Annotated in this window: 20 protein-coding genes and 2 pseudogenes; 13 read left to right on the top strand and 9 right to left on the bottom strand. The window is 39.6% G+C overall.

Annotation, left to right across the window (positions count from 1 at the left end; translation table 11 throughout):
• Positions 1 to 70: 70 nt before the first annotated feature.
• The gene (locus AC3XNE_RS03675) at positions 71 to 1036 is read left to right on the top strand and encodes a YehR family lipoprotein (RefSeq protein ID WP_489832967.1); all 966 of its coding nucleotides are present in this window, start codon (positions 71 to 73) and stop codon (positions 1034 to 1036) included.
• A gap of 259 nt (positions 1037 to 1295) precedes the next feature.
• Positions 1296 to 2114, top strand: coding sequence for a Cof-type HAD-IIB family hydrolase (locus AC3XNE_RS03670; protein WP_489832965.1), 819 nt, complete (start codon positions 1296 to 1298; stop codon positions 2112 to 2114).
• A gap of 148 nt (positions 2115 to 2262) precedes the next feature.
• On the opposite strand, the gene AC3XNE_RS03665 is transcribed toward AC3XNE_RS03670, so the two are convergent.
• Complete coding sequence (locus AC3XNE_RS03665; protein ID WP_489832963.1) at positions 2263 to 2697, bottom strand: MerR family transcriptional regulator; 435 nt, start codon at positions 2695 to 2697, stop codon at positions 2263 to 2265.
• A 243-nt stretch (positions 2698 to 2940) separates the two neighbouring features.
• Between AC3XNE_RS03665 and AC3XNE_RS03660 the strand changes: the two genes are divergently transcribed.
• Positions 2941 to 4440, top strand: coding sequence for an MDR family MFS transporter (locus AC3XNE_RS03660; RefSeq protein WP_489832961.1), 1500 nt, complete (start codon positions 2941 to 2943; stop codon positions 4438 to 4440).
• Entirely contained in the window at positions 4437 to 5180 is a 744-nt protein-coding gene (locus AC3XNE_RS03655) for a DUF4811 domain-containing protein (RefSeq protein WP_489832959.1), read from the top strand. The genes AC3XNE_RS03660 and AC3XNE_RS03655 overlap by 4 nt, the downstream gene beginning before the upstream one ends.
• An 81-nt stretch (positions 5181 to 5261) precedes the next feature.
• Here the strand turns inward: AC3XNE_RS03655 and AC3XNE_RS03650 are convergent, their stop codons facing one another.
• Together AC3XNE_RS03650 and AC3XNE_RS03645 are read right to left on the bottom strand one after the other, a co-directional pair.
• A complete protein-coding gene (locus AC3XNE_RS03650) occupies positions 5262 to 6536 on the bottom strand; it encodes a cation:dicarboxylate symporter family transporter (protein WP_489832957.1) in 1275 nt (424 codons plus the stop codon).
• 400 nt (positions 6537 to 6936) lie between these two features.
• Positions 6937 to 8709, bottom strand: coding sequence for an FAD-binding protein (locus AC3XNE_RS03645; protein WP_489832955.1), 1773 nt, complete (start codon positions 8707 to 8709; stop codon positions 6937 to 6939).
• A gap of 323 nt (positions 8710 to 9032) precedes the next feature.
• Here AC3XNE_RS03645 and AC3XNE_RS03640 point away from each other — a divergent pair, with 323 nt between their 5' ends.
• The 7 genes and pseudogenes from AC3XNE_RS03640 to AC3XNE_RS03610 all read left to right on the top strand — a co-directional run bounded on the left by AC3XNE_RS03640 (position 9033) and on the right by AC3XNE_RS03610 (position 15530).
• Positions 9033 to 10490, top strand: a complete 1458-nt coding sequence (locus AC3XNE_RS03640) for an NCS2 family permease (RefSeq protein WP_489832954.1) — start codon at positions 9033 to 9035, stop codon at positions 10488 to 10490.
• A gap of 108 nt (positions 10491 to 10598) precedes the next feature.
• A complete protein-coding gene (locus AC3XNE_RS03635; protein ID WP_489832952.1) occupies positions 10599 to 10970 on the top strand; it encodes a nucleotide pyrophosphohydrolase in 372 nt (123 codons plus the stop codon).
• 172 nt (positions 10971 to 11142) lie between these two features.
• Positions 11143 to 11349: a DUF3021 family protein gene (locus tag AC3XNE_RS03630; protein WP_489832950.1), complete on the top strand. Its 207-nt coding sequence runs from the start codon at positions 11143 to 11145 to the stop codon at positions 11347 to 11349.
• Positions 11350 to 11376: 27 nt separating this feature from the next.
• Positions 11377 to 11837, top strand: a pseudogene (locus AC3XNE_RS03625) (ABC transporter ATP-binding protein); the annotation flags it as partial.
• Positions 11838 to 11910: 73 nt separating this feature from the next.
• Positions 11911 to 12276, top strand: coding sequence for a DUF3021 family protein (locus AC3XNE_RS03620; RefSeq protein WP_489832948.1), 366 nt, complete (start codon positions 11911 to 11913; stop codon positions 12274 to 12276).
• 425 nt (positions 12277 to 12701) lie between these two features.
• Positions 12702 to 14012 (top strand): IS1380 family transposase, encoded by a 1311-nt coding sequence (locus AC3XNE_RS03615; RefSeq protein ID WP_010499933.1) that lies wholly within the window; start codon positions 12702 to 12704, stop codon positions 14010 to 14012.
• 162 nt (positions 14013 to 14174) lie between these two features.
• On the top strand, positions 14175 to 15530 hold the full coding sequence (locus AC3XNE_RS03610; RefSeq protein WP_489832946.1) for a dihydrolipoyl dehydrogenase family protein: 1356 nt from the start codon (positions 14175 to 14177) through the stop codon (positions 15528 to 15530).
• A gap of 191 nt (positions 15531 to 15721) precedes the next feature.
• Here AC3XNE_RS03610 and AC3XNE_RS03605 read toward each other — a convergent pair whose 3' ends face one another.
• The 5 genes from AC3XNE_RS03605 to AC3XNE_RS03585 all read right to left on the bottom strand — a co-directional run bounded on the left by AC3XNE_RS03605 (position 15722) and on the right by AC3XNE_RS03585 (position 21059).
• Positions 15722 to 16093, bottom strand: coding sequence for a hypothetical protein (locus tag AC3XNE_RS03605; RefSeq protein WP_489832944.1), 372 nt, complete (start codon positions 16091 to 16093; stop codon positions 15722 to 15724).
• Positions 16094 to 16323: 230 nt separating this feature from the next.
• Positions 16324 to 17886 carry a hydantoinase/oxoprolinase N-terminal domain-containing protein gene (locus tag AC3XNE_RS03600; RefSeq protein ID WP_489832942.1) on the bottom strand — a complete coding sequence of 521 codons (1563 nt, stop codon included), beginning with the start codon at positions 17884 to 17886 and terminating at the stop codon, positions 16324 to 16326.
• A 13-nt stretch (positions 17887 to 17899) separates the two neighbouring features.
• A complete protein-coding gene (locus AC3XNE_RS03595; RefSeq protein WP_489832940.1) occupies positions 17900 to 19009 on the bottom strand; it encodes an S-methyl thiohydantoin desulfurase family protein in 1110 nt (369 codons plus the stop codon).
• Positions 19010 to 19029: 20 nt separating this feature from the next.
• Positions 19030 to 20358, bottom strand: a complete 1329-nt coding sequence (locus AC3XNE_RS03590) for a purine-cytosine permease family protein (RefSeq protein WP_489832938.1) — start codon at positions 20356 to 20358, stop codon at positions 19030 to 19032.
• Positions 20359 to 20669: 311 nt separating this feature from the next.
• Positions 20670 to 21059: a hypothetical protein gene (locus tag AC3XNE_RS03585; protein WP_489832936.1), complete on the bottom strand. Its 390-nt coding sequence runs from the start codon at positions 21057 to 21059 to the stop codon at positions 20670 to 20672.
• 158 nt (positions 21060 to 21217) lie between these two features.
• Between AC3XNE_RS03585 and AC3XNE_RS03580 the strand changes: the two are divergent.
• Positions 21218 to 23440 (top strand): annotated as a pseudogene (locus AC3XNE_RS03580) (glycoside hydrolase family 3 C-terminal domain-containing protein).
• A 160-nt stretch (positions 23441 to 23600) separates the two neighbouring features.
• Here AC3XNE_RS03580 and AC3XNE_RS03575 read toward each other — a convergent pair.
• The gene (locus AC3XNE_RS03575; protein ID WP_489832935.1) at positions 23601 to 23825 is read right to left on the bottom strand and encodes a hypothetical protein; all 225 of its coding nucleotides are present in this window, start codon (positions 23823 to 23825) and stop codon (positions 23601 to 23603) included.
• Between the two features lie 281 nt (positions 23826 to 24106).
• On the opposite strand from AC3XNE_RS03575, the gene AC3XNE_RS03570 reads away from it, so the two are divergent.
• Complete coding sequence (locus AC3XNE_RS03570) at positions 24107 to 24547, top strand: MarR family winged helix-turn-helix transcriptional regulator (protein WP_489832933.1); 441 nt, start codon at positions 24107 to 24109, stop codon at positions 24545 to 24547.
• The last annotated feature ends 170 nt before the right edge of the window (positions 24548 to 24717 follow it).

Below are 24717 nucleotides of genomic sequence, written 5' to 3'. Positions count from 1 at the left end.
TTTTTGGCTCGCTTGTGAGCATGGCTAGCTGATGCAAGGTCATTGTGTTTAACAACAAGGAGGAGTTTTTATGAAGGCGAAAAGTATATCTTTAAGGACCGGCAAGTTGCTCTTAGTAGTTGCTACAACGCTATTGATAATTGCGGGTTGTGGAAAAAAGACGGAAAAGGCTACATACCAACAAGTTAAAAATGGGGTCGATTCCCGAGTGACCTATTATTACCAGGATGATAAAGTTGTTAAGCAAACGACTAGTAATAAGATCACGTATACATCTTTGAGATCTAATAATAAGAGTGAAGCTAAAGATAGGATCAAAGATGAAGTTCAAAAGTATAATGATACCAAAGGCGTTAAAGATAAAATATCTTATCATGATAGTTACTTAAATGAACACGTCTCTGTTGATCTGAACAAAGCTTCGGTCAATGACTTTTTAAAACTATCCGGAGACAACAACACCTCTGATTCTAGCAGCAAGAAAAAATATATCAGTCTTAAAAAGAGCGAGAAGTTGATTAAAAAGCAAGGCTACAAGAAAGTTAAGGATGGCAAATACAAAGAACTTCCTAAGACTGATTTGGAAGTCAAGAAACCATTGACAATGAAACAATATAATGATGTCCAGGTTTCTAAGGATAATAAGGGCGGTACGACGCTTGATGATCTAAAGGATAAATTTGGCAAACCAGATAACTCTAGTTCCTCAACCTATACTTGGTACACTAACTATACACATTCTGGTTATTTCAGAGTTTCGACTAATGATAAAGACGAAGTCCAGTCAAAATTCTTGTTACAACCAACTGTAGAAAATAACAAGTTTAGCCCTGAAAAGTATGCTGATATCAATGATGAGATCAGCGAAGATGACTTGGTCGAAAAATTAGGTACACCATACCAGGTCGAAACTTCGGGTGAGCGTGGGATCATTTACTACATTACTAAAGATTCTTCAGGACAAAGGATCCAAGATGAGTATTTATTCCAAGTAGAAGATGGGACGATCACAGGGAAAAAATCTACAGCAGAATAGCTCTTTAATAATGTAATTAAGAAAAACGTTGTCTAGGTCAAGATGGGCAACGTTTTTTAGTATAAGTGCCTAAGTAATAAACAGCTAAATAATGCGGTCGTACCCCCTAAATTAAGAAGCTAACGCGTATGGTAAGTTATTGTATTGAAATGTTATTAATTCAACGTTAAGAGTCGAAGTAAGTGGCTCTACCACTACCATTGTTGAAACTTATATGGTACCGTAATTGTAAACGTTTAATTGATCTGGAGGGAAAAGGATGTTAGACCAGTGTAAATTAGTAGCTGTTGATATGGATGGGACGTTTTTAAACGATGAAAAGGACTATGATCGCCAATACTTCGCTGCTTTGTATAATAAAATGCAGGAAAAAGGGATCCAGTTTGTGGTTGCTAGTGGGAACCAATACTATCAGTTGAAAACTTTTTTTACTGATTTTCCGGGGATAATTTATATTTCCGATAACGGGGCTTATGTTCGTGATCTCGCCACTGAGTACTTTGGTTCTCGTTTCGAGCCTGAACAAGCAAAGAAAATTTTGGGTCAGCTTGATACTTATCCTGGCTTGTTTGACGAATTAGTAGTGAGCGGCTTTAAAAGTGCTTATATTCTGACGGATAGCAGTGAAAAATTTAAGAAAGAGGCACATTTTTATAATAGGGAGTTGCAAGTTGTGGATTCCTTTGCAGAGGTAATAGATGAAAGTACTAAGTACTCGTTTAACTATACAACTCAAGATACAATGAGTTTTATGCAAAAGCTGCAAGACCAGTTACTGGGAATTGCCGAGATCACTACTAGCGGACACGATAATTTCGATGTTATTCAACCAGGAATGCATAAAGCTAATGGTTTGGAACATCTTGGTCAACGATTAGGGATACCTTTAACACAAATGTGTGCCTTTGGCGATGGCGGTAATGATTTAGAGATGCTAAAAGCTGTCGGTGATGGTGTTGCAATGGCTAATGCTGCGCCTGAAGTTAAAAAAATAGCGCAACATCAAACTGGGACAAATAATGAACAAGGTGTTTTACAATATTTGGATAAATTACTAGACGAAAATAATAAGATATAATGATTAGGTTGAATGATCGTCTTACGGTGGCATAAGAGTTCAACTTTTTGATCAGCGCGTTTTGATGACAAAGGTAACAATTATCACACAATAAAACTGATAAACAAAATGCACAGGGTAAAAGAACCTTGTGCATTTTTGTTTATCCTTATTTAATAACATAAGTGATTTTTTCGGGAGTTTCAACTCCGAAGACGTGCTTTGTTGGATCTCCTTCGATCGGTCCTAGATCAAAAATAGTTTTGTCATCCTGGTGTTCAACATTTTGAATACTTGAGAAAAATAAATGACGGATCGACCGACCAATATCTTTGTTTTCCTGTGTTCTTTTGGCTGCGCCATTTAAAGTGTAGCCATTATCGAGAAAAAATTTGATCATGCGGATACTGGTAATTTGATCGTATGGTAATTTGATCGCACCATTATCTGCTTTTACCGTTTTTAGATAGTCATTTTTGATCCAATAACGAACTTGAGTATCCGTAACATCACATGCTCTAGCAGCGTCTCTAATACTGACCAATATGTTATCTGGTTTGATTATGTCATACAGACAGTCTGGCAAATTTTGAGATTCATCCATTCAAATTCTCCTACATAAATTATTCATTTGATAACTACGTAAAACATCAGAGTTCACTACATAGTTTTAGCACAAAAATGTAACCGTATCAACTATTTAATGTTAAATGTAAAATAGTTGACATTAGGAACGAAATAATTTATATTGTTTGTTATGTAAATTAACGGTCGAATATTGGCTTAATTTATTTGAGCCCTTATTTGGCCGTATTATTACGAAATAATTTGAAAGAAGGAATATCTTTTGTCAAAAACTGCTGATGATAAATTAAGTGGTTTTAGTAGAACAATGATGATCATTGTTTTACTAATTGGGACGTTTTGTACGGTCCTAAATCAGACTTTACTTGCAACGGCCTTACCGAAGTTGATGTCAACTTTTGATGTTTCAACTGCGACCGTTCAGTGGTTGACTACTGGTTTTTTAATGGTAAATGGGATCATGATCCCTCTCTCCGCATACTTATCGACAACTATTAATACAAAATGGCTCTATATTGCTGCAATGACGATTTTCTTGGGCGGGACGATCTTGGCATATACTGCTCCTGCCTTTGGAGTTTTGTTGGCAGGGCGTTTAGTACAAGCTTTTGGTGTCGGAATTGCTATGCCTTTGTTACAAACGATCATGTTATCGATCTTTCCAGCGCAATCTCGTGGTGCAGCTTTAGGTTTGGTCGGTATCGTAATTGGTGTCGCGCCAGCTATTGGCCCGACCTTATCCGGATGGATCATTGATAAATACCAATGGCGTGATCTTTTTGGTATGATCATTCCGATCATGGTAGTTGTAATTATTCTGGCTTTCTTTTTTATGAAACCTGTTATCGAAACGCACAAGCAAAAAATTGATTGGTTTTCTTTAATACTGTCGACAATTGGCTTTGGTGGTTTATTATTTGGTTTCTCATCTGCCGGTAATGATGGTTGGACTTCGACCAAGGTTATTGTTTCGCTAGTTATCGGTGCGATCGTAACTGCACTATTTGTTTGGCGTCAGTTAGTGATCCCAAAGCCTTTCTTGGAATTACGCGTTTTCAAAACGGGTGAATTTACACTATCTGCTATTTTGTCATCGATCGTCACGATCGCTATGCTTGGTGTTGAAACAGTTTTACCATTGTATTTACAGATCGCCCATGGCATGAGCGCCTTGCATTCTGGCTTGACATTATTGTCCGGAGCAGTTGTGATGGCATTAATGAGTCCGATAACTGGGAAGACTTTCGATGCATTGGGGGGCAAACGTTTAGCTACGACCGGTATGATCTTATTAACATTAGCGACCTTACCGTTCTTGTGGTTGACGCTTGATACTCCAACCATATACATCGTTTTCTTATACGCTGTAAGAATGTTTGGTATATCAATGGTTATGATGCCGGTAACTACCTCAGGGATGAATGCTTTACCAAACAGCTTGATCGCCGACGGTACTGCTTCTAATAATACTGTACGTCAGGTTGCATCGTCCATTGGTTCTGCAATTATGATCACATTATTGACTAATGTAACAAATAATGCGGAACCAGCTAAGAATTTGTTAAAGGCAGCCCCACTTGATTATAAGCATCAATATTTAATTGCTTCTTTAGATGGATATCATGCTGCTTTTGCCTTTTCTTTGGCATTTGCGATCATCGGCGTTATTTTGACTTTCTTCTTGAAAGATCGTAATCATGAAACTCATAGTAAAGATATCACTGAAAAAGACTTCGCTCGTAAAGGCGGTGATGCTTCATGATCTTAGCTACTTTAGTAATTGGGGCACTTGCAGCATTTCTGTGTTATGTCTATATTAAGCCAATCGTTTGGAGAACTATCGGAACTTTGATCTCTCTTGTGGTATTAGTTGGTTCGCTAGTTTTGTTGACCATGAATAGTAATAGCCATTATGGCATGCATAAAGTTACAACGACTACAACGACACAGATCTATCCAACTAGTTCTAAAAATGGTTTAAATATTATGTTTTACCAGCCGCTTGGTTCAAATGGTAAAGAAACAGTTCAAATTTATAAAAAGGCTTTAGATCAAAAGAAGCCTAGTCATACTCAGGCTAATGAGTATACGGCTGCTAATAATCATATTAAACAGACTACTGATAAGAATGCTACCTTACAGGTCAAAGAAACTCGGTGGAAGTTTAAATCAAGTGGCTATAAGTTCTGGTTTGGCGTGTCAGGGATGCAAAATAAACTGATTAAGCGTTCTAATACTTTTAATTTGCCTAAAGATTGGCTGCATTTGTCTACCACTCAAGCAAAAGCCTTACAAAAGAAAATGGCCGGAATGAAAACTAAAGAAGGTCAGGCCAAAGTTAAGGCACAGGCACAACAATATGTGCAACAAAAGATGAAGACTGCTGTTAAGAAGGATCCTAGTTTGGCTACAGATAAAGCAAAACAAGCAAAACTTTCCAAACAATTCAGCCAAGAATTCCAGCAACAAATGGTTAAGAAACTCGTTGCAGAAGTTAAATAACAGTTTTGTCAAATGATTCAAGACTTTAAAAAGACACGAAACTTCGTTTTTAGTTTCGTGTCTTTTTCGTGGGAAAGATGATTATTTGAATTTTGAAATGTACTTTTGTGATTTTTCATCGTCGAATTCATCTTCAGATTTGCCGATCACAACGGTCGCTAATGAATTTCCGACTACGTTGACTGCTGTCCGACCCATATCAATGATCCGATCGATCCCCGCAATGAAAGTTAAGCCACTCATCGGTACGCCGATAGTTGAAATGGTGGCTAATAAGACAACAAAGGAAGCGCCTGGAACACCGGCCATTCCTTTCGAAGTTAGCATCAAAACGACTAACAGGGTCAATTGTTGGCCGACAGATAGGTGGATACCATAAGCTTGAGCGAGAAATAAAGCGGCTAAAGATTGGTAGATCGCTGAGCCGTCTAAATTAAAGGTGTATCCAGTTGGTATAACAAAAGAAACGACACCTTGATCGACCCCAAATTTGCCCATCTTTTCCATCATTTTTGGCAAAACTGCTTCAGAGCTGGCAGTTGAAAAGGCTAAGATGATTTCATCTTTAATAACCCGAAGTAGGTCCAGCAATTTGAATTTAAAGATCTTCGCTACGATCCCCATCACTGCTAAGACAAAGATAACCATTGTCAGATAAGTAATGGCTACGAAGTACCCTAGTGGAAGTAAGGCATTAATGCCCATTTCTGCAAGAGTTACGCCAATCAAAGCGCAAACACCGATCGGAGCTGTTTTCATGACCCAATTAGTGACCTTAAACATTACTTGCTGAACGGCTGTTAAGAAGTCAATGATGATCTTACCTTTTTCACCGATGGCAGAAATTCCTAAGCCAAAGAAGACGGAAAAGAAGATCACTGGCATCATGTTGCCTTCGGATAAGGATTTAAAAATGTTAGTTGGAATGATCCCGAGCAAGGTGGCCCAGATCCCTGTGTTATTTTTAGCTGATTTGGCGGTGGTCATGTACTGGCTGATATCAGAACCATGAAGTGAATGAATGTCGATCATGGTCCCTGGATGAAGAACATCAGCAACTATCATGCCAAGGATGATGGCGATCGTACTTAATATTTCAAAATAAATCAAGGTTTTTAAGCCAACTCGTCCAAGCTCTTTAATGTCACCCATGTTGGCGATCCCAACGGTCAGACATGAAACCACTATGGGCAAAACGATCATTTGTATTAGGTTAATAAACATGGTACCGATATTTTGCATGGCGGTGATCGCTACTTGATTTTTGTAAAAAACTATCCCTAATATTACGCCTAAGACTAGGCCAATTAGAATTTGCCAGCCTAAAGATATTTTAAAAAATTTATAACGCTTCAATTATGACCCTTCCCTCTGATAATAAGTCGACGTCAAGTGTGCCTTGCAGAAAAAAGGTTGCCAAAACTTGACTTTATAATAAGCTTTTTCTAACTATATTAAGAACATGGCCTTAATTTTATAGTGAATAAAAGTTATTTGATCATAAGGTTTATTTTACTCCAGATAACCGAATGTTTTAAAGAGTAGATCCGGAAAAATTAGAAAATCAACTTGTAAGGATAGTAGTTGTCGGAAAATGTTTTGTTATAGTGGCTAAGCACCTTTAGCTAATGTAGCAGCCATTGTTCATACAGCTTTTTACGATGGCAAAACATTTGAAAAAATAGTAGTTTAGCTTAAAGATAAGCAAACAAATAGCGCAGGACCTGGCAAATTATCCAGTTCATGCGCTAGTTTTCTATTTATTATTTTTTGTAATAAGAGCAGCTTGATGTAAAGCATCCTTAACAGCATCTTTAAAAGCCCAACTTGTAATGGATGCACCCGTATAAGCATCAACTTCATAGGTGTTTTGGTCGATCATTCTTTGCGGTAAGTGTGCTAAAGCTTCGGTACCATGCTCTGTTTCATGTTCTTTAAGAACTTCGATAGCTTCAATTTTTTGGTTATCTGCCAGGGTAACGCGAACTACGATATCTCCTCCAATACCATTATCATTACGACCAATATATTGGTTTGGACCAACTACATATGTTTCCTTGTTACTAGAGTCATTGCTATCTGGAAAAGTATTGAGGGCATCTGTTATTTCCTCACCGTCTTCTTGAACGAGAGCAATCTTTTCTTTTGCTGCGTTTTCACCTGCGATCTTACCAAAAATCAACGCTTCGGCTAAGTTACTACCAGCAACATAGTTATTAACAAAGAGAGCACCGAGTTCACCAGCCTCGTATAAATGAGGGATCGGTTCACCGGCTGGATCTAAAACTTCGGCACGAACATTTTTTCTTCCTCCACCTTGAGTATTCAACATCCTACGCTTAACAGAGAGCGCATAGTATGGTCCGTCGTCGAAAATAGGTATTCCGTTAGAGCCATCTTTTTTTGAAAGACCATTAAACTTGGTGATCGTTTCTTCTAGTGTCTCAGGGTCCTTACCGATAGCCTGGGCCATTTCAGCAATGGTGGTAAATTTCGCAGCATTTTCCAATATTTTAGGTGTTTCGATCCCGAGTGCTTGTTTTTTATCCCAGACATCCTTGAATTCGATGGCCTGGGTCTGATCAAAGATTGCATATGAGTGGTCAGCATGATCATGACTGGTAAATAGATTTCCACTTACATAATAGTTGTCGTTATCCCTGACGATGATGATACTTCCTGTTTGTGTGATCGGGAAGATAGCAGGGACATCTTCTTTAGGAGTATATTTTGAAGCTTTAGAGGAGACCCATTGTGATTTGTAGCTATGCATGTTCCATAAATCAGCTCCAATTTCCATTTCCATTTTGACTCCATCCCCCCTGTTATGAGGAGGACCGCTTGGTTGTAAGTATGGTTCTTGCAAGAAATCTTGCAACATTTTTTCATTGTTTTCAAATCCACCAGTGGCGACTACCACACCATTTTGTGCTTTAACGTTGCGTTCAACGTTTTCGAATTTGATTTGTACACCAATAATGGCATTTGAGTTTTTATCTTGGATCAGATGACGAGCTGGTGCACTATACCAAACGTCTATGTTTTCACTACGGTCACTTACGGCTTTTTGAAGGGCTTTCCACAGTGGACCTTCGCAGACAGTAATTAAGTCATAAGCGTCCTTTCCGGGGAACTCTATCTGTCCTTCAGTGAAAGGACGAAAAACTTTATTAGCAAAGGGATTTCCACGCAAACTAAAAGTTTTTTTTGCGAAATATTTAGCAATGTGATCTTTCATGTGACATAGACCGTCAGCAAATGTATCTAGCACTTCTTCATCGATGTTAAATGGTGCGGCCAACGCCTTGTAGTAAGATTTCAACTTATCTTTATCAGTACCAGATGCCAAGACTTGGTCAGATAGTCTGGTATTTCCGCCTTCTTTTCCTTTCGGTGCGGCATCGACTAGGAGTACTTTGGCTCCATTATCCGCTGCGAAACGTGCTGCAGAGGCACCACCAGCACCAAATCCCAGGACTACAACATCATATATTGTGTCCCAATGAATATTACGATTTGTCACAACCATGTAGGATCCCTCCTTGTGGAAAAACGTTTATTTACATTGTTGATTATATAACAAGCAAAATAAAAGTAACAGGGCAATATCGGAGGCGGTTTTCGTAACTTCAAAAGTTAACTGTAAAAACTTTGACGACGTTAAGAATATTTACTTGAGAATTGTATATCGTTTGAGAACTGGCAGGGAGGTAGGTCGAAAGGCACAGGTTTCTGAAATAATTATAATTTTATATGGAAATTTCTGAAATAAGTGATACAATTACACTTATCATAAAAACGAACTATAAACTTGCTATACAATTTATAGTTCGTAATACAGGAGGAATAATTGTGGATCATTTTTTCCATCAAAAAAAAGCGGGCACTAATGTTGGTACTGAGATCAGTGCTGGTTTAACTACTTTCTTTGCAATGTCATATGCATTATTTGTCATTCCAGGTGTTTTGAACGAAGCAGGGATCCCTGGTCAAGCAGCATTTTTGGCTACAATTATCGCGTCAGTTGTCGGCACCTTGATCATGGGGCTTTTTGCAAATGTTCCTTATGCTTTAGCACCAGGGATCGGACTAAACGCGTTCTTTACATATACTGTTGTTATGAGCTTGGGTTTTCGATGGCAAGAAGCATTAGCGTTGGTTTTCTTCTGTGGCGTAGTCAATATTATCATCACTGTGACTAAGATCCGTAAAATGTTGATCTCAGCTATACCGACTAATTTGCAAGTAGCTATTAGTGGTGGGATCGGTTGTTTTATTGCATATATTGGTATTAAAAATGCTGGTTTCTTACAATTTAAAACTAGTGGTGCCGATATTTTAAGTATCAACAACAAGCCTTTTTCGGCGACACAGGAACATTTTTCTCACGGGATCTCCGATGTAGTTTCTGGTGGTGGGATCGTGCCATCCTTGAGTAACTTTAATAATCCAGAGATAATTTTGGCCGTCATTGGGGTTTTGATCACTGTGATCTTATTGGTCAAAAAGGTACCTGCTGCTTTGTTGGTCGGGATCATCATTACAACTATTATTGGGATTCCGTTAGGTGTCACTAACTTACATATTTCAGGTCAGTACTCTTTTGGTGCTTCAGTTTCTCAGCTAGGTGATACTTTCTTAGCTGCTTTTTCGGACAAGGGAATGGGAAATTTATTCACTGATTTACATCGCTTACCGCTGGTGTTGGTGACCATCCTATCTTTCAGTCTGTCGGATACTTTTGATTCCTTAGGTACATTTATTGGGACTGGACGTCAGACGGGGATCTTTTCTGGGAAAGAAGAAATGGCGCTAGAAGAACAACCAGGCTTCAAGTCTAAGTTAGATAAGGCATTGTTTGCTGATTCGATCGCAACTGGTGTTGGTTCGCTTTTTGGTACTTCTAATATTACGGCTTACGTTGAAAGTTCGGCCGGGATCGGTGCCGGTGGACGGACTGGTTTAACTAGTGTGACTGTAGCGATCATGTTTATCTTGAGTGCTTTTCTGTCGCCGTTCCTATCTATCATTCCGTCAGTGGCAGTCGCTCCATCGCTGATCATGGTTGGTGTTATGATGATGAGCAACTTTAATGACATTCCATGGAAGGATCTGGAAGAGGCTATTCCTGCTTTCATGGCTTCGATCGTCATGGCGTTTACCTATAATATTACTTATGGTATCGCCTTTGGTTTTATTTTCTATACAGTCGTTAAGACAGTCTTGGGTAAGGGCAAGCAAGTTCATCCGCTGATCTGGGTCGTTTCATTGTTGTTTGTAATCAACTTTGCTGTATTGGCCTTTATTTAGAAAAAATTTCTGGAGTTAGCTAGATAATTGTCCGTGAATTTTATGAAGTAGGAAAATTCACGGATTTTTTTATAGTTAAGTGGGTAATAGAAGAAGGGAAAATTACTTTTGGGTAAAATTCATAATTTGGAACGAAATGGTTCGAATCAAAACTTACAGGTCGATCAAAAAACCTCGCAACAATATCAAGATGCTGTCAAACATTTGCATGATTTCAGAGAAAACCAAGGCTGGAGCAAGTATCATAACCTGAAAGACCTTGCTCTTTCATTGAATTTAGAGGCATCGGAGGTCTTGGAAATTTTTCAGTGGCAAGCCGAAGATACGCCTTTAACGGAACAGAAACGGATCCATTTAGAGGAAGAACTGGCTGATGTATTGACGTATTCATTTTTTATGTGCGCTCAACTTAACTTGGACCCAGTCAAATTAGTTGAAGCTAAAACAAAAATCAATAATCAACGAAGTTGGGACGTTTGAATAAGAAGAGTAGAAAGTCGGAAAAATATTTCTGACTTTTTTCGTCTATTGAACGATTTTAACCGATTAGTTGCCCAAAACAGCCAGTTATTCGAAATTAGAGGTTGGGGAGAAAAAATACCGTATAATAGTGCCATGCTAAGTCGAGGCTAAGCAAAAGGGGTGACTAGGTGTGAAAGTAAATTTTTTCATAGATGCTGGACAACCAGAACACGTTGATTTCTATGTCAAGAAAGTAACGCCAGAAATAGTCTGTGTAAGTATATTTAAAGAGCTAGTTGTATTTGTCATTATTTATTTGGTTTGTTGGGGCTACAGTATGGTGCGGATAAAAAGAAGTATTGATGCGATCAACAGAAAAGTCAAGACAAAGAAATAACTTTTCCTAAAAGGGCAGGTGAAAACTATGTATTTAGAAACTAAGGCTTTGACAAAAACTTTTGGCCAACGGACCATCGTTGATGGACTAGACCTAACAATCGAAAAAAGTAGTTTTACAGCGATACTTGGACCTAATGGGGCAGGTAAATCGACCACTATAGGGATGTTGCTAGGGTTACTAGCACCAACGAGTGGTTCGATCATTTATCAGAACAAGAAACCTCGTTTTGGAGTTGTTTTTCAAGAAAGTGTTTTAGATAGAGAGTTAACTGTTAAAGAGAATTTGCGAGTACGTCAAAAGATGATGGGTATAAAAGATATAAAAGACATTGCTAGAGTCATTGAGCAACTTGGGCTGAGTGAGTTTGCTAATAGGCGATATGGTCGCCTTTCTGGGGGCCAAAAAAGACGAACGGATATTGCTCGGGCACTTTTGAATCAACCAGATATCTTGTTTTTAGACGAATGACTGCAGGTTTAGATATTTAGACAAGAAAGGTGTTTTGACAAGTTCTAACTTATCGCAAGGTAAGATACATATACGAGGAGGATTCCTATAATGAAGCTGTTATTTTCTGGTTTAATTCGTGGTGGAATACCTTTTTTAATAATGAGTGGTGTTGCACTTCTACTTAATTTTCAAAATAAAAGTTGGGAGGCTAGAGGCACCTTTTGTTCAGCTTTGATTATTTTAATTGTTGGAGCAAGTTCAGTCATCTATGATATTGCCCAGTGGAATGTACTTAAACAAAGTATTATTCATTTCTTACTCATGGTAGTTACGATTTACCCAGTTCTATTATTTAGTGGGTGGTTCCCCGTATATAACTTTAAGGATGGACTAGTAGTTTTTGGCTACTTTCTATTTGTTGGGCTTATACTATGGTCATTGTTTTTTACCCTGGCTAAAATATTTAACTGGTAAAAATCCAAAAGAGAGGCCCAGGCTGATATTTTTAACTTTGTTGATGCGAATTGCTAGCCAAGAGAAATCTATGTGTTATAATCAGTCGTGAACGATTGATTAACAAAAGATTTTATTATCCTTTGTTTTTGTAGTTGTGTTCTGAGGCTAGAAGTTTGTTCTTGTCTAGATCTTGCTCACATTACTAAAAGCTTAACTTAGTGTGAAAGAACTTTAGTGATCCTCTTCTAGCTTGACTCTGCGCCTTTATTTTTAAGGAGGAAATATATTCCTGAATTATTCATACTTTTCCCTTAAGGACTACTTTTTGTTGTTGTCATGCTAGTTCGCATCTTTTTCGTTTTTCACCTGTTGGGTGTACAAAAAGAGCACATCCTGTGCTATTGTAAAGTCGATGAAAACCACAAAGAACAGGAGTGCTCCTTATGTCAACTTTACATCATGAAAAACTTTTATTCAATGACCAGATCAACATTTCTAATGACGGTGGTGAGTTAGCGAACGATGCCGGAACTTTATTAATTGCTGAATTTCTGCACCAAATTCACTTTGACCAGCTCTTAGAAGATAACTTGCATTTTAAAGATGACCGTAAATATTGTACCTTTCCCTTGAACAATTTATTTAAGCAGTTGCTGTTGCAATTGCTGGCAGGATACTGCCAAGATCAGTCGGCTAATACCTTGTCACACGCCGTTGATTTTAAGCTGGTCTTGTCTCAAGCGGTCGCTTCCCAGCCGACACTTTCACGCTTTATCAATCACATTTCAGCGTCTGGGCTCTTTTCAGTCAAATCATTGCTCGGCTCGGTAGCTCACTTTGTTCTTGGGCAGCTAAATCAACATCAGCTGATCCTTGATCTAGATTCGACACATGCCGATACGTTTGGTGACCAAGAAAAGAGTGCTTATAACGGTCACTACCAGACCAACGGTTATCATCCTTTACTAGCCTTTGATGCTTTATCGGGCTGCTTGTTGAATGCTCAATTACGCCCCGGCAATCGCTATACTTCCCAAGGTGCGACTAAATTTTTATTACGGAGCTTACGGGCCTATGACGGATCTTCCCTGGATGTCTTAGTGCGGGGAGATTCTGGTTTCGCAGCTCCAGGGATCTACCATGCGTGTGATAAAAAGCAGGCTAAGTTCGTGATTCGTTTAAAAGCGAACTACCAGCTCCAAAGTCGGGCTGAAAACCTGATCCAAGTGGGTGACCAGGACTTCACCGAAGCTGAAGTCCAATGGCATGTCCTGCGAGACTATTGTCCTCAAAGTTGGTCACGACCTTATCGTGTGATTATTAAATCAACGCGGCCGGCGGGCAACTTTCTGTTTGACCATGAGTTTATCGTGACCAACTTGGAAGAATTAAGCGGTCCACAAGTCTTTGCCCTCTATCACCAACGCGGTTCCATGGAAGACTTGATCAAAGAAGTTAAACGTGGCTTTCACTTTGATAAAACGGACAGTTCTAGTTTTGAGGCCAATGAGTTCCGGATGCTGGTAGCTGGGGTCGCTTATAATATACTGCAAGCCATGAAGAACTTAGTTTTACCAACAAAGCTTAAACACGCTCAGGTCGGGACGATCCGTTTTAAATTACTCCATGTGGCAGCTAAGGTCACGCACCATGCGCGTCAAGTCTGGGTCCATTTATCTCAGACCAATGTGTTCGATAAATTATTTTGGCAGACACTGTTCAAGATTCAAAATCTAAAAATATATCCGCTGTGAACTCACAAAATAAAAAATGTTTTTCTTAGGGAAAGGGTGAAGTCTGTCCTTTTTTAAACAGTCCGACAACAAAACTAACAAAAAGCTGCTTTTTTTACACACTAAAGTAACTTTGCACAAAGTTTTAACTGCAACGAAAAGTATGAATAATTCAGGATATTTATGGCAAATTTTGACTATGATGTTGTTTTTATCGGTAGTGGTCATGCAGCTTTTCATGGTGCGTTCAAACTGTTACAAGCAGGGAAGAAGATCGCGTTTGTTGAAGAAGCTAAATTAGGTGGGACCTGTCCTAATTATGGTTGTGATGCCAAGTTATTGTTGGACGGACCATTTGAAGTTATTCAAGACAGTCAAAACTATAACGGCTTTGGTTTAGATACTGCTCCCCAATTAAATTGGGAAGACTTGATGCAATATAAGCATTCCTGGATCGATCCGTTGCCTGATATGATGAGCAAGTTGATGCCTCAAGCTGGGATCGATCTGTACGAAGGACATGGAGAATTAACCGATGCTCATACGATTTCTACTGGTGACAAACAGATCACTGCGGAAAATATTGTTTTAGCAACTGGTGCACATGATTCAGTGTTACCGGTCGATGGGCAAGAATATATCCATGACAGCAAAGATTTCTTATCGCTCCCACATTTGCCTGAGTCCATTGTTTTCATTGGCGCTGGTTTAATTTCATTGGAATTTGCATCAATGGTCATTAAAACAGGGGCTAAGGTCGATGTGGTCGAATTTACTGACCGTGCTTTAGCACAATATGACCAAAAATATGTCAAGAAATTAGTTGCTAAGTTAGAGGCAGAGGGTGTTGATCTCCACTTTAACGAAGCAGTCAATGCTGTACGAAAAGATGGTGACAGCTACACAGTCACTACTAAATCCGGTTTAGAACTAAAGACAGACTATGTTTTCGGTGCAACTGGCCGGCAAGCTAATACGCAAGGCTTAGGTTTGGATGAAGTCGGGATCGACTACACTAAAGGTGGGATCACCGTGGATGACCATTTGCGGGCAAGCTTGAAAAACGTTTATGTAAGTGGCGATGTGATCGATAAACAGATCCCGAAATTGACTCCAACTGCAACGTTTGAATCGAACTATATTGCTGCCCAGATCTTAGGTCAAGATGATCAACCTATCAATTATCCCGCTGTACCATTTGTGGCATATACTTTGCCGCGGATAGCTCAAATAGGGCTAACTCCTGAAGAAGGTAATGCTGATCCGGATAAATATGACGTTAAAGTTTTGCCGTATGGCAAGGGCTTTGATACTAGGCATGACGATGATGCTGAAATGACAGTCATTTTTGAAAAAGCTACACAAAAAGTAGTAGGTGCAGTGATCTATGGTGGACAGGCTGCTTCTTTGATCAACGTTTTGACTTTCGTGGTCGATAAAGGGTTAACCAATGCAGATTTGGAACAAATGATCTTTGGTTTTCCTGATGTCACTTATTCTGTATTGACGATGCTAGATCCCAATGGAGCCATGGGGTAATTTACTGGATAAAACTTTAATTTCATAATTTTAGAATATTACGGAACAAAAAAACAAAGGCCATACCAAATGAGAGAAAATAAGTCATTTGGTATGGCCTTTTGTTGTAGTCGAATACGGTAAACGGGCGGTAATAAAGTGCGCGAACATTTTAAAATTAAGGCTCCTGGGCGTTATTAACAGTCAAATCTTTACTTTTCATCATTTTTGAAATGATAGATCTCTTGTATTTCCGAATGAGGAATAAAAATGTTTTTGAGTGAAGTCGTGATCCAAAAAGTATCTTTCCCATTAATTTTTGCTGGGTAGTAGGCAAGTCTCCCTGATCCTTGATTGTCTGCTAAAAAGGTGACTGTGATATGTTTTTGCTTTTTTAGGAATGTATAGGAATAATTGTCGGACTGCTTTCTCAAAGCGGAATAGTCTTTGCTTACTATTTCATTGTTTAGTGTTTTTTCCGTAGCGTTTTGTATACGATGGTCGAAAGAAAAAACTAATGTGACGAAGACTGCTACTATCATTACTATAGCAGATATAAATGTAATAATGATTTTTTTTACCATAAATATGTGTACTCCTGACTTTTTACTACAAGTACTATTTTGTGATAAAATTACCAAAGTTTCAACCGATAAATATTTCAGAGTTTTATAAAAATCTATAATTTGCAGAAGAGAAAAAAGTCGCCCCATTATAACTTTCGCAAGTTACGGGGCGACTTTATGTCTGTTTAGTTAGTTTTGAGTTACTGTCTTGAAGGGACAGCAATTCCCTTTACGGACTTAATTACGATCTATTGCATTGTTTGGGCGTCACCCACGACTTTGACCTTCACTTTAGTTGTGTCGCCTGGTGCGTAAGACAGCGGAGTTTCGGATACTTCAACAACTTCAAGTGTATCGGCTAGGGCCCCGGCGCTGACTGCGTGCTCTGAGGCGTATTTAGTTGCGTCATCTAAAGCGTCTTTTCGAGGGATACTTACATATTGATACATTTTCTCGAATTCACCGCCGATTTGAGCGATAGTGGCGCCGATCGCGTTGGCAACACCACCAAATTCATTAGTATAAACTTCAGACACTCCGGCCAATTCTTTAGGGGAAATGATCGAACCGCCACCAACTAATATCAAACTAATGTCCTCAGCGCTGGTTTTCATTTGGTCAATACCATCTTCTAAGATCTGTTTGATTGCTTGAAGAGCTTTGACCGCATCTTCTTCAGGAATGTCAGCAACTAAACTAGGGTCGCCAAGTTCTGTCATTCCCATGCGCACTGCGATATCTGTTGCTGTAACTACATCTCCGCCGAAGACTTTGGCTTTATCTGTGATCTCGTAGCCAACACTGTCAGGCCCAACAGTGATCGAACCGTCGTCTGCTTTATGGACGACACTTCCGCCACCTAAGCCAACTGAGAAAATGTCCGGCATTCTAAAGTTGGTTTCAACTCCACCGACGACCACGGATTTGGAAGATTCACGGGGAAAACCGTTGACGAGTGCCCCAATATCAGAAGTTGTTCCTCCAATATCTAAGACTAGTGCGTTCTTCTTGCCAGAAAGATAAGCAGCTCCTCGAATACTGTTGGTAGGGCCACTGCCGATCGTTAAAATAGGATACTGTTCTGCGTAATCTAGGGCCATTAATGTTCCGTCGTTTTGGCATAAGTATTCTTTAGCATCGGTGACATGCTCTGCTTTCAAGGCATAAGAAAAACCGTTAGTCACTTTTTTGATGACCTTGAACAAGGCGGTGTTTAAGATCGTTGCGTTTTCTCTACCGATCAAACCGACAGAACCAATGTCTGCTGATTTAGAAACTGGAAAGTCCTTGCCCAGGACTTCGTGAACAAGATCAATGGCTTTTTGTTCCTGGTCAGCGTTGATCGAAGAAAAGACACAGACTACTGCAACACCGTCGACTTTGCCTTGCCAACCTTCCAAAACTTGGCGAATTTCATCCTCGTCAAAAGCAGAAAGAGGATCACCATTGAATTCGTAGCCACCGTGGACTAAAGAATATGTGCCTGACAAGGTTTGAACAATATCTTCTGGCCATTCGGTGTAAGGAACGATCGACGCTGTGGCTGGGTAACCGATCCGCAAGACACCAACTTGTCCTAAGTTTTTTCTCTCAACGATGGCGTTGGTTGCTTGGGTAGTTCCGAGCATTGCTTGACTGATCTTGTCAGGGTCTACTTGGCTATCCTGGATGACCGTGTGGATCGCGCTGCTAATACCGCTTTGAATATCGTCTGTGGTGTGAGTTTTAGTATAAGCAATGACGTCTAATTTTTCATTTAAAATGGCTGCATCTGTGTTCGTACCGCCAACATCTATTCCTAATTTATACATTATTAACTACACCTTAACCTTTCTGCGCTTGATAATTAGCATATCTTTTTTCGATCGGCACATAATCTACATCATATTTAAAGTAACGAGGACCCACTAATTCAATGCCAGCTTTAGTCCGCCATTTTTCATTGGCAGGTAAGCCAATAACATTGACTCGTTTACCATAATGAGCTTCTTCGTTGGTGACAGGTTGTAGAGTATCTGCATCGATCATCATGATCAGATCAGGGGCGGTAGCTAGTACCTGTCCGTTGACTTTCATGATAATATTTTCGTTTTGAAATGAGATCTCTCCCGTTTTATCACTGTCTTTGTCCAAACCCTGGATGGTTGTTGTCCCATAGTTAAACCCGCCTTCGGTCACGTGAGAGATATCAACGATTTTCCCACTCAATAAATGAAAACCGTGAGTTAATTTTAGTAATTCATCCAAAGCTTCGGTAGTAGAATTAAAGTCGTTAGCGTTTTGGATCAGCTGACCGATCTGCTGGCAAAAAGTCATGATATTTACAACACCAGCTTCACCCAGCTCTTTAGCGCTCATTCCATCACTGGCACTGGTAGACGAGGCTCCCATTTGAACAGTGATATTTCTGCCGATTTTTTCGGCCCATACGGAATCAACGGTATTGACCAGAGAAGTATTTCCACGTTCGTCTGTTAAAACCATTGGTGTTACAGGGTGTCCGGCTAACACAAAAGTCGACATCTGTAATTCGGGGAAAGCACGTCCCATACCATCGACGTCCAGGACCGGTAACCCCATTTTGGCCGCTGCTACGATCGGCATCATAGAGTTGATGCCACCAGCTTCAACTGGAAAAGTACCGTAGATCTTTTGACCACTATATTTTGCGAACATGTCAAAGGAACGTTCGAATTCCGTCCCATTTGGGAATTTTTCCATAGCCACTGCCGGCGCACCGATCATTGAAGCTGAAACAAAAAATGCGTCAGCTGGGGCTTCATCTGGCGACATCAGAGTGACTGGACCATGTTCTTTAACCGCAGAGATCGCCATCATTTTTCCGATGTAAGGGTTCCCGCCACCACCAGAGCCCAGTAACGCTGCACCTATCGCGATCTGTTTTATTTCTTCTACCCCAATTTGCCGAGTCATTTCATTATATCTCCTTTTTACTAATTTTTTTCTTGACTGACAGATCCTTGATCTGCCGGTACCTTTTTATCAAATAATTTCATTCCTACGTAATAAATTACAGCTGCCAATACTAAAACATTGATCGATTGAATCCCCCACTTGATCACATAACCTAAAATTACGCTGGCAACCCAAGCAACGATGGTTACCAGTGGAAATTTTTCAGCCTGAGTAGGTAAGGTGCCGTTTGCTTTACTTTGCGCTAATTCTCGTCTGCTGCGTTTTAAGATCCAGTAATCGACAAACATGATCGATGCAACTGGAGGGAAGACGGCCCCTAGTACAGTTAAGAAGGAAGAGAATTTGTCGATCACACCAATAACCGATAAGAATGTACCCACACAACCGGCGATGATCGTGACCCACGCACGGTTGAAATTCACGTGCAAAACTTGTTTGAAAAAGTTAACAATATCCAAACTAGCGGAATAAAGGTTGAGGTCATTGACCTTGATCGTTGAAAGAACAACTAACGCGATCCCAAGCAATCCCGATAATTGGTAAATAATTGGCATGATGTTTGGAGTGCCGACAGCATGTGCCATCAAGATCCCGATCACGTTAACACCTAATTCACCAACGAGTGTTCCGATCACTGAGACCCAAAAAACATCGATCCCGTTTTTAGTTCGCCGTGTGATGTCGGGCATAATAATAGCTCCAACAATGAAATTCCCAGTAACCATGGTGATCCCAGCACTGAGCGTCATGCTTGCACCAGGAGCTGCCATTGTGACTAGACCTGTTAGTGTATGGCCCTTTAGCATGTTATAAGTTGCAACCCCCATCACAATAATAAAAGCGGGAACGGAAATATTTGTAGTCCAGCTAAGTCCTTCAAATCCGAAAATCACTGAGAAAGTAACTGCTAATCCGGTGATGGTAGCTATTAATTGATAGTTAGGATCTCCCGGCAGCAAAGAAACTATCCCTTGTGCAAAGACAGAATTTTGGATACCAAACCAACCGATCAAGCTGATCGCAAATGTCAGACCAACTACAGCCGAACCAAGTGTTCCAAAACCAGCCCATTTGGACAAGAGACTAGTTGCTAGGCCTTCACGTTGACCGGCTAAGCCAAGCCCAAAGCCAATAAATTGTAAAATAACACTTCCCAGTACTGTAGACAGTACAGCGTTGCGGAAAGTCATACCAAATCCAAGTTCAGCACCAAGCATAAACTGACTTAATGCCACAAATCCACCGATCTGAACCATTAGAACTTTCCACATTGGATCACGCTTATCTTTAGGGACCCGACTAGTGGAATAGTCATCGAATACCTCAGATCCTTCTTTTTTAGCCATTTGGCTCACGACCTTCCACAAATTAAAATACCCTTATCATATTCTAATGAATAATAATGGTTACTCATTGTAATTTAAAGAAGAAAAGAAGTAAAGGGGGAAATGGGACAATAAATTTATTTTTTTAAATGCGAATGTTGTTTTATCATTGTATGCTCCGGTTATTATTTGCTATCATTACACGGTATTTGTAAGGGCTGTTTATATCGTAAACAAAAAAGTCTCCCTGACTTATTTTGTCGGAGACTTTCAGTGTTTAAGTTTAGATAACACTAGATGGAGATGTTACTATTGATTTTTTTGAACATCCTTTAATCGGCCGAAGTTTCTTTCTTGTTAAATTTAGACTCAGTGAAAAAGCAAGGGACAATATCGAACAAAGCAAGGAAAAAAGGAAAGATGAAGTCAAATAACGTGTAGTCAGCTTCTTTATTTGGCAGTGACCATATGAGTGAAAGCAGTATGACCATAAAGACTATCCGAAAAATGGCAGCAAAATATTTAACAGTTGGTCGGCGATTTTTTCTTTGATAGGGAGACTTCTTTCCGTAAATAAAAATACCACTAACAAAAAAGATAAGCAGCAAAACTACACCTATGTTAGATGTTAGCTGTCCGTTTGTTCCAAATAGCAAATCCCATCCTAGTACAGCAGGGACCCACCACAACAAACAAACTAGCCCGTATTTCCAGTCAACCATAAGATGACCTCCATTCCTTTTAAAGTGACCGTAACATAATTTGGTAACTGCTTTCAACTAACCTTAATTTTTTATTACGCCGTAAATAAACTTTATTTGATAAGCAGCAAAAGTAGTAGGGTATAATTGTAACTTCGTAAGTGAGGGGAATGGATAAAATGAATAGAAGTCCAAAAGAGTTGTTAAACGAACTGACTCTAGATGAGAAAGCATCACTGGTTTCAGGGAAAGATTATTGGTATACAGAGCCTATTGATCGCTTGGATATCCCATCAGTTAACTTAACTGATGGTCCAGCAGGTGTAAGAAAGCAAGCTGGCGATAGTGATGCCTTGGGTCTTAATGAGAGTGTGGAGGCGATAGGTTTTCCTGCCGAAAATCTGATGGCTAGCTCTTTTGACCGTTCTGCACTGCGTGAACTTGGAGAACATCTAGGTGATGCGGCTCGTTTTGAAGGAGTTTCCGTATTATTGGGCCCCGGGGTTAATATTAAGCGCAGTCCCTTAGGTGGCCGTAATTTTGAGTATTTTTCTGAAGACCCATATTTGGCTTGAGAGTTGGGTACTGCCTATGTTCAGGGAGTTCAGAGTAAGAATGTCGGTGTCAGTGTCAAACATTTCGCTGCTAACAACCGAGAAAATCAGCGCTTTACTGCTTCTTCCAATATAAAGGAACGTCCATTACGTGAGATCTACTTGCGTGCTTTTGAAACGATCGTTAAAAAGGCAGCACCTTATACGATAATGTGTTCCTATAACCCTTTAAATGGCACTTTGAATGCACAAAATCCACGGTTATTAACTGATATTTTGCGCCAAGAATGGGGGTTTGACGGAATTGTTATGTCCGATTGGGGAGCTGTTGCAGATCAGGTGGCTTCCATTCAGGCGGGGCTTGACGTAGAAATGCCAGGTAAAGGAGAGATCTCTAAGCAAACTATTATCGACGCTGTCAATAATGGACAGTTGGATGAAAAATATTTAGACAGGTCTGTTTTGCGAGTGTTGCAGCTTGTAGACAAATTGACGGCCAAGGTTGGGGCAAAGACATCTTATGATAAACAAGAACAGCATGATTTTGCGCGGCGGTTAGCTGCTGATAGTATGGTCTTGTTGAAAAATGATGACAAGATATTGCCTATTCAAGAAAATGATAACATTCTGGTGGTGGGTGAACTAGCAAGCGATCCGCGTTTTCAAGGAGGTGGCAGTTCTCATATCAATGCTTATCATGTATCTACACCATTAGATAGTATTGAAGGGGATCATGCAAAATATCAGTTTGAAAAAGGCTATCACATCGATCAAACTCTTGACGACCCGTTGATTGATCAAGCGGTGACAGCTGCCAAATCGGCGGATAAGGTAGTCATTTTTGCCGGCTATCCCGAAGAATTTGAATCAGAAGGCTTTGACAAGGAACAAATTGCCTTACCTGACAATCAAAATGAGTTGATTGAAGCTATCAGCCAAGTAAATCAAAACGTGGTCGTAGTTTTGCAAAACGGTTCAGCAGTTACTATGCCGTGGATCGAGCATGTTAAGGGTGTTTTGGAAACTTATTTGGCAGGAGAGACTGTTGGGGAAGCTACCTGGGATGTTTTGAGTGGCAAGGTCGATCCTTCCGGTAAATTGGCAGAAACTTTCCCTGAACGGTTGGAAGATACGCCAACGGCATTGACCTTTAATGCTGACCCGACTGAAGAAAATTACCATGAGGGCCTTTTTGTTGGCTATCGCTACTATGACAAGAAAAAAATCGCTCCGCTTTTCCCATTTGGACATGGCTTGAGTTATACGACTTTTTCTTATGAGGGTCTAGATATCAAAGAAAAAGACAATGGTTTTGATCTCTCCGTTAAGATTCGAAATAGTGGGGATGTTGCCGGGAGTGAAGTCATTCAAGTCTATGTTTCTAACAGAACTAGCCGGATCGAAAAGGCCGCTAAAGAATTGAAGCAGTTTGAAAAAATACATTTAGAGGCAAATGAAAGTAAAACCGTTCAGCTTTCGTTGGATGAGAATGCTTTTTCATGGTATAACGCAGACACTCAAACTTGGCAGGTAGATAATGGTAGTTACTTTGTTCAAATTGGGTCATCCTCACGCGATATTCGTCTAGCGCAAGAAATTGAGATTCACGGTTATCCAGAAGCAGTTTCTGCTGTGACAAGAGACACTTATATCGGTGAAGTTTTACATCGTGCTGATTTGAAAGATGTAATTGCTAATACAGAAGTGGGCCAGAAATTGACCCACTTGCTTGAGAGCGATTCGAACAGAGAATTATTCGAAAATATTCCATTACGTTCAGCTGAGATGACTGGTATCACACCGGAACAAATCGAAACTTTTATTAAAAAAGCAAATAAGTCAGAATAATAAGGGAAGTTAGTTCAGTCTTAGAGTTGAATAGGAAAATTTGTTAAAAAATGAATATGCCCCTCTTATAGTAGATATAGACGTCGATTACTTTTGTATCTACTATATTAAGAGGGCTTTTTTAGCGTACGTCAAATAAAGTTACAATACTTTTGTGTGTCTAGCGTTTTATAAAAGCGCTAATAAAACAGGTGATCAGCCCACAAAAAATGACAACGACACTGACCAAAAATAAAATTCCAGCCCCGATATTTGCGCCGTTACCGTCATTCGACGTAACCCAATTAAAAAGTAGGCTGCCTAAGCACAAAATTATACCTAAAACAAGGACGATCATACCTGTAAACATACTTGTTTTCATTTTTTTGTTTTTATCACGTGTCATTGTAGTCACTCCTTTTTTGACTGTTCTGTGTTAGCTTTTATAATAACAAATATAAGCGGTTACCAACAGTTATATACCTAGGAGTATTGATCGGCTTTTGAATAAAATTTCTTCGCTTTAGCGGAGCTGAATATCCTGAAGATCAAAACAAGGAGACGATTTTTTATGCCCAGGCAACTAGAGCAGCGAATCTAGCCAATATATGGTATATTAAAGATAAGTCGTGTACGCTTTATTTGAAAAGCACGAATACTATCAAATATGAAAGGAGACGATTAACTTTGGCAAAACAAGATATGGAACTGGCAAATCAGCTGTGCTTTTCGGTTTATAACGCTAATCGTCTTTTTGCAAAATTTTACCAGCAAATTTTAGATGAATATCGTTTAACTTATCCGCAATATTTGGTTATGTTAGCATTATGGGAAAAAAATGAACGTAACTTGCATGATCTGGGACAAACTCTGCATCTTGCAAGTAATACACTGACACCCTTATTACGTCGGCTTGAGAGCGCAGGATGGATCACACGTGTGCGCCCACCAGAAGATAAAAGACAGCTAGTCGTGAGTTTGACAGAAGATGGAGAAGCATTAAAACCACAGATCGAGCAAAAGTTGGCTCAGTGTATCCAAGGTATTGGAGATTTCAGTAACGAAGATTACCAGAAGCTGTTAACAGATAACCAAAAATTGATCGAAAATTTGTTGAAATTAGTTTGATTATCGAGTTGATACTCATTATTAGGATCATGCATGCTATTGCATGGTCTTTTTTTGTAAAAAAACAGGTAATTATAAATTATAAGGCTAAAAAGGTTAGATAAAACATCCTTTATTGACGAAGTTGTACCAATAAGTTATAATTTCTATGGAAAGCGCTTTATAATGAC

Source organism: Ligilactobacillus sp. JN-6 (Y).1, from assembly GCF_058111525.1.
This window is presented reverse-complemented; position numbering and strand designations above follow the sequence as displayed.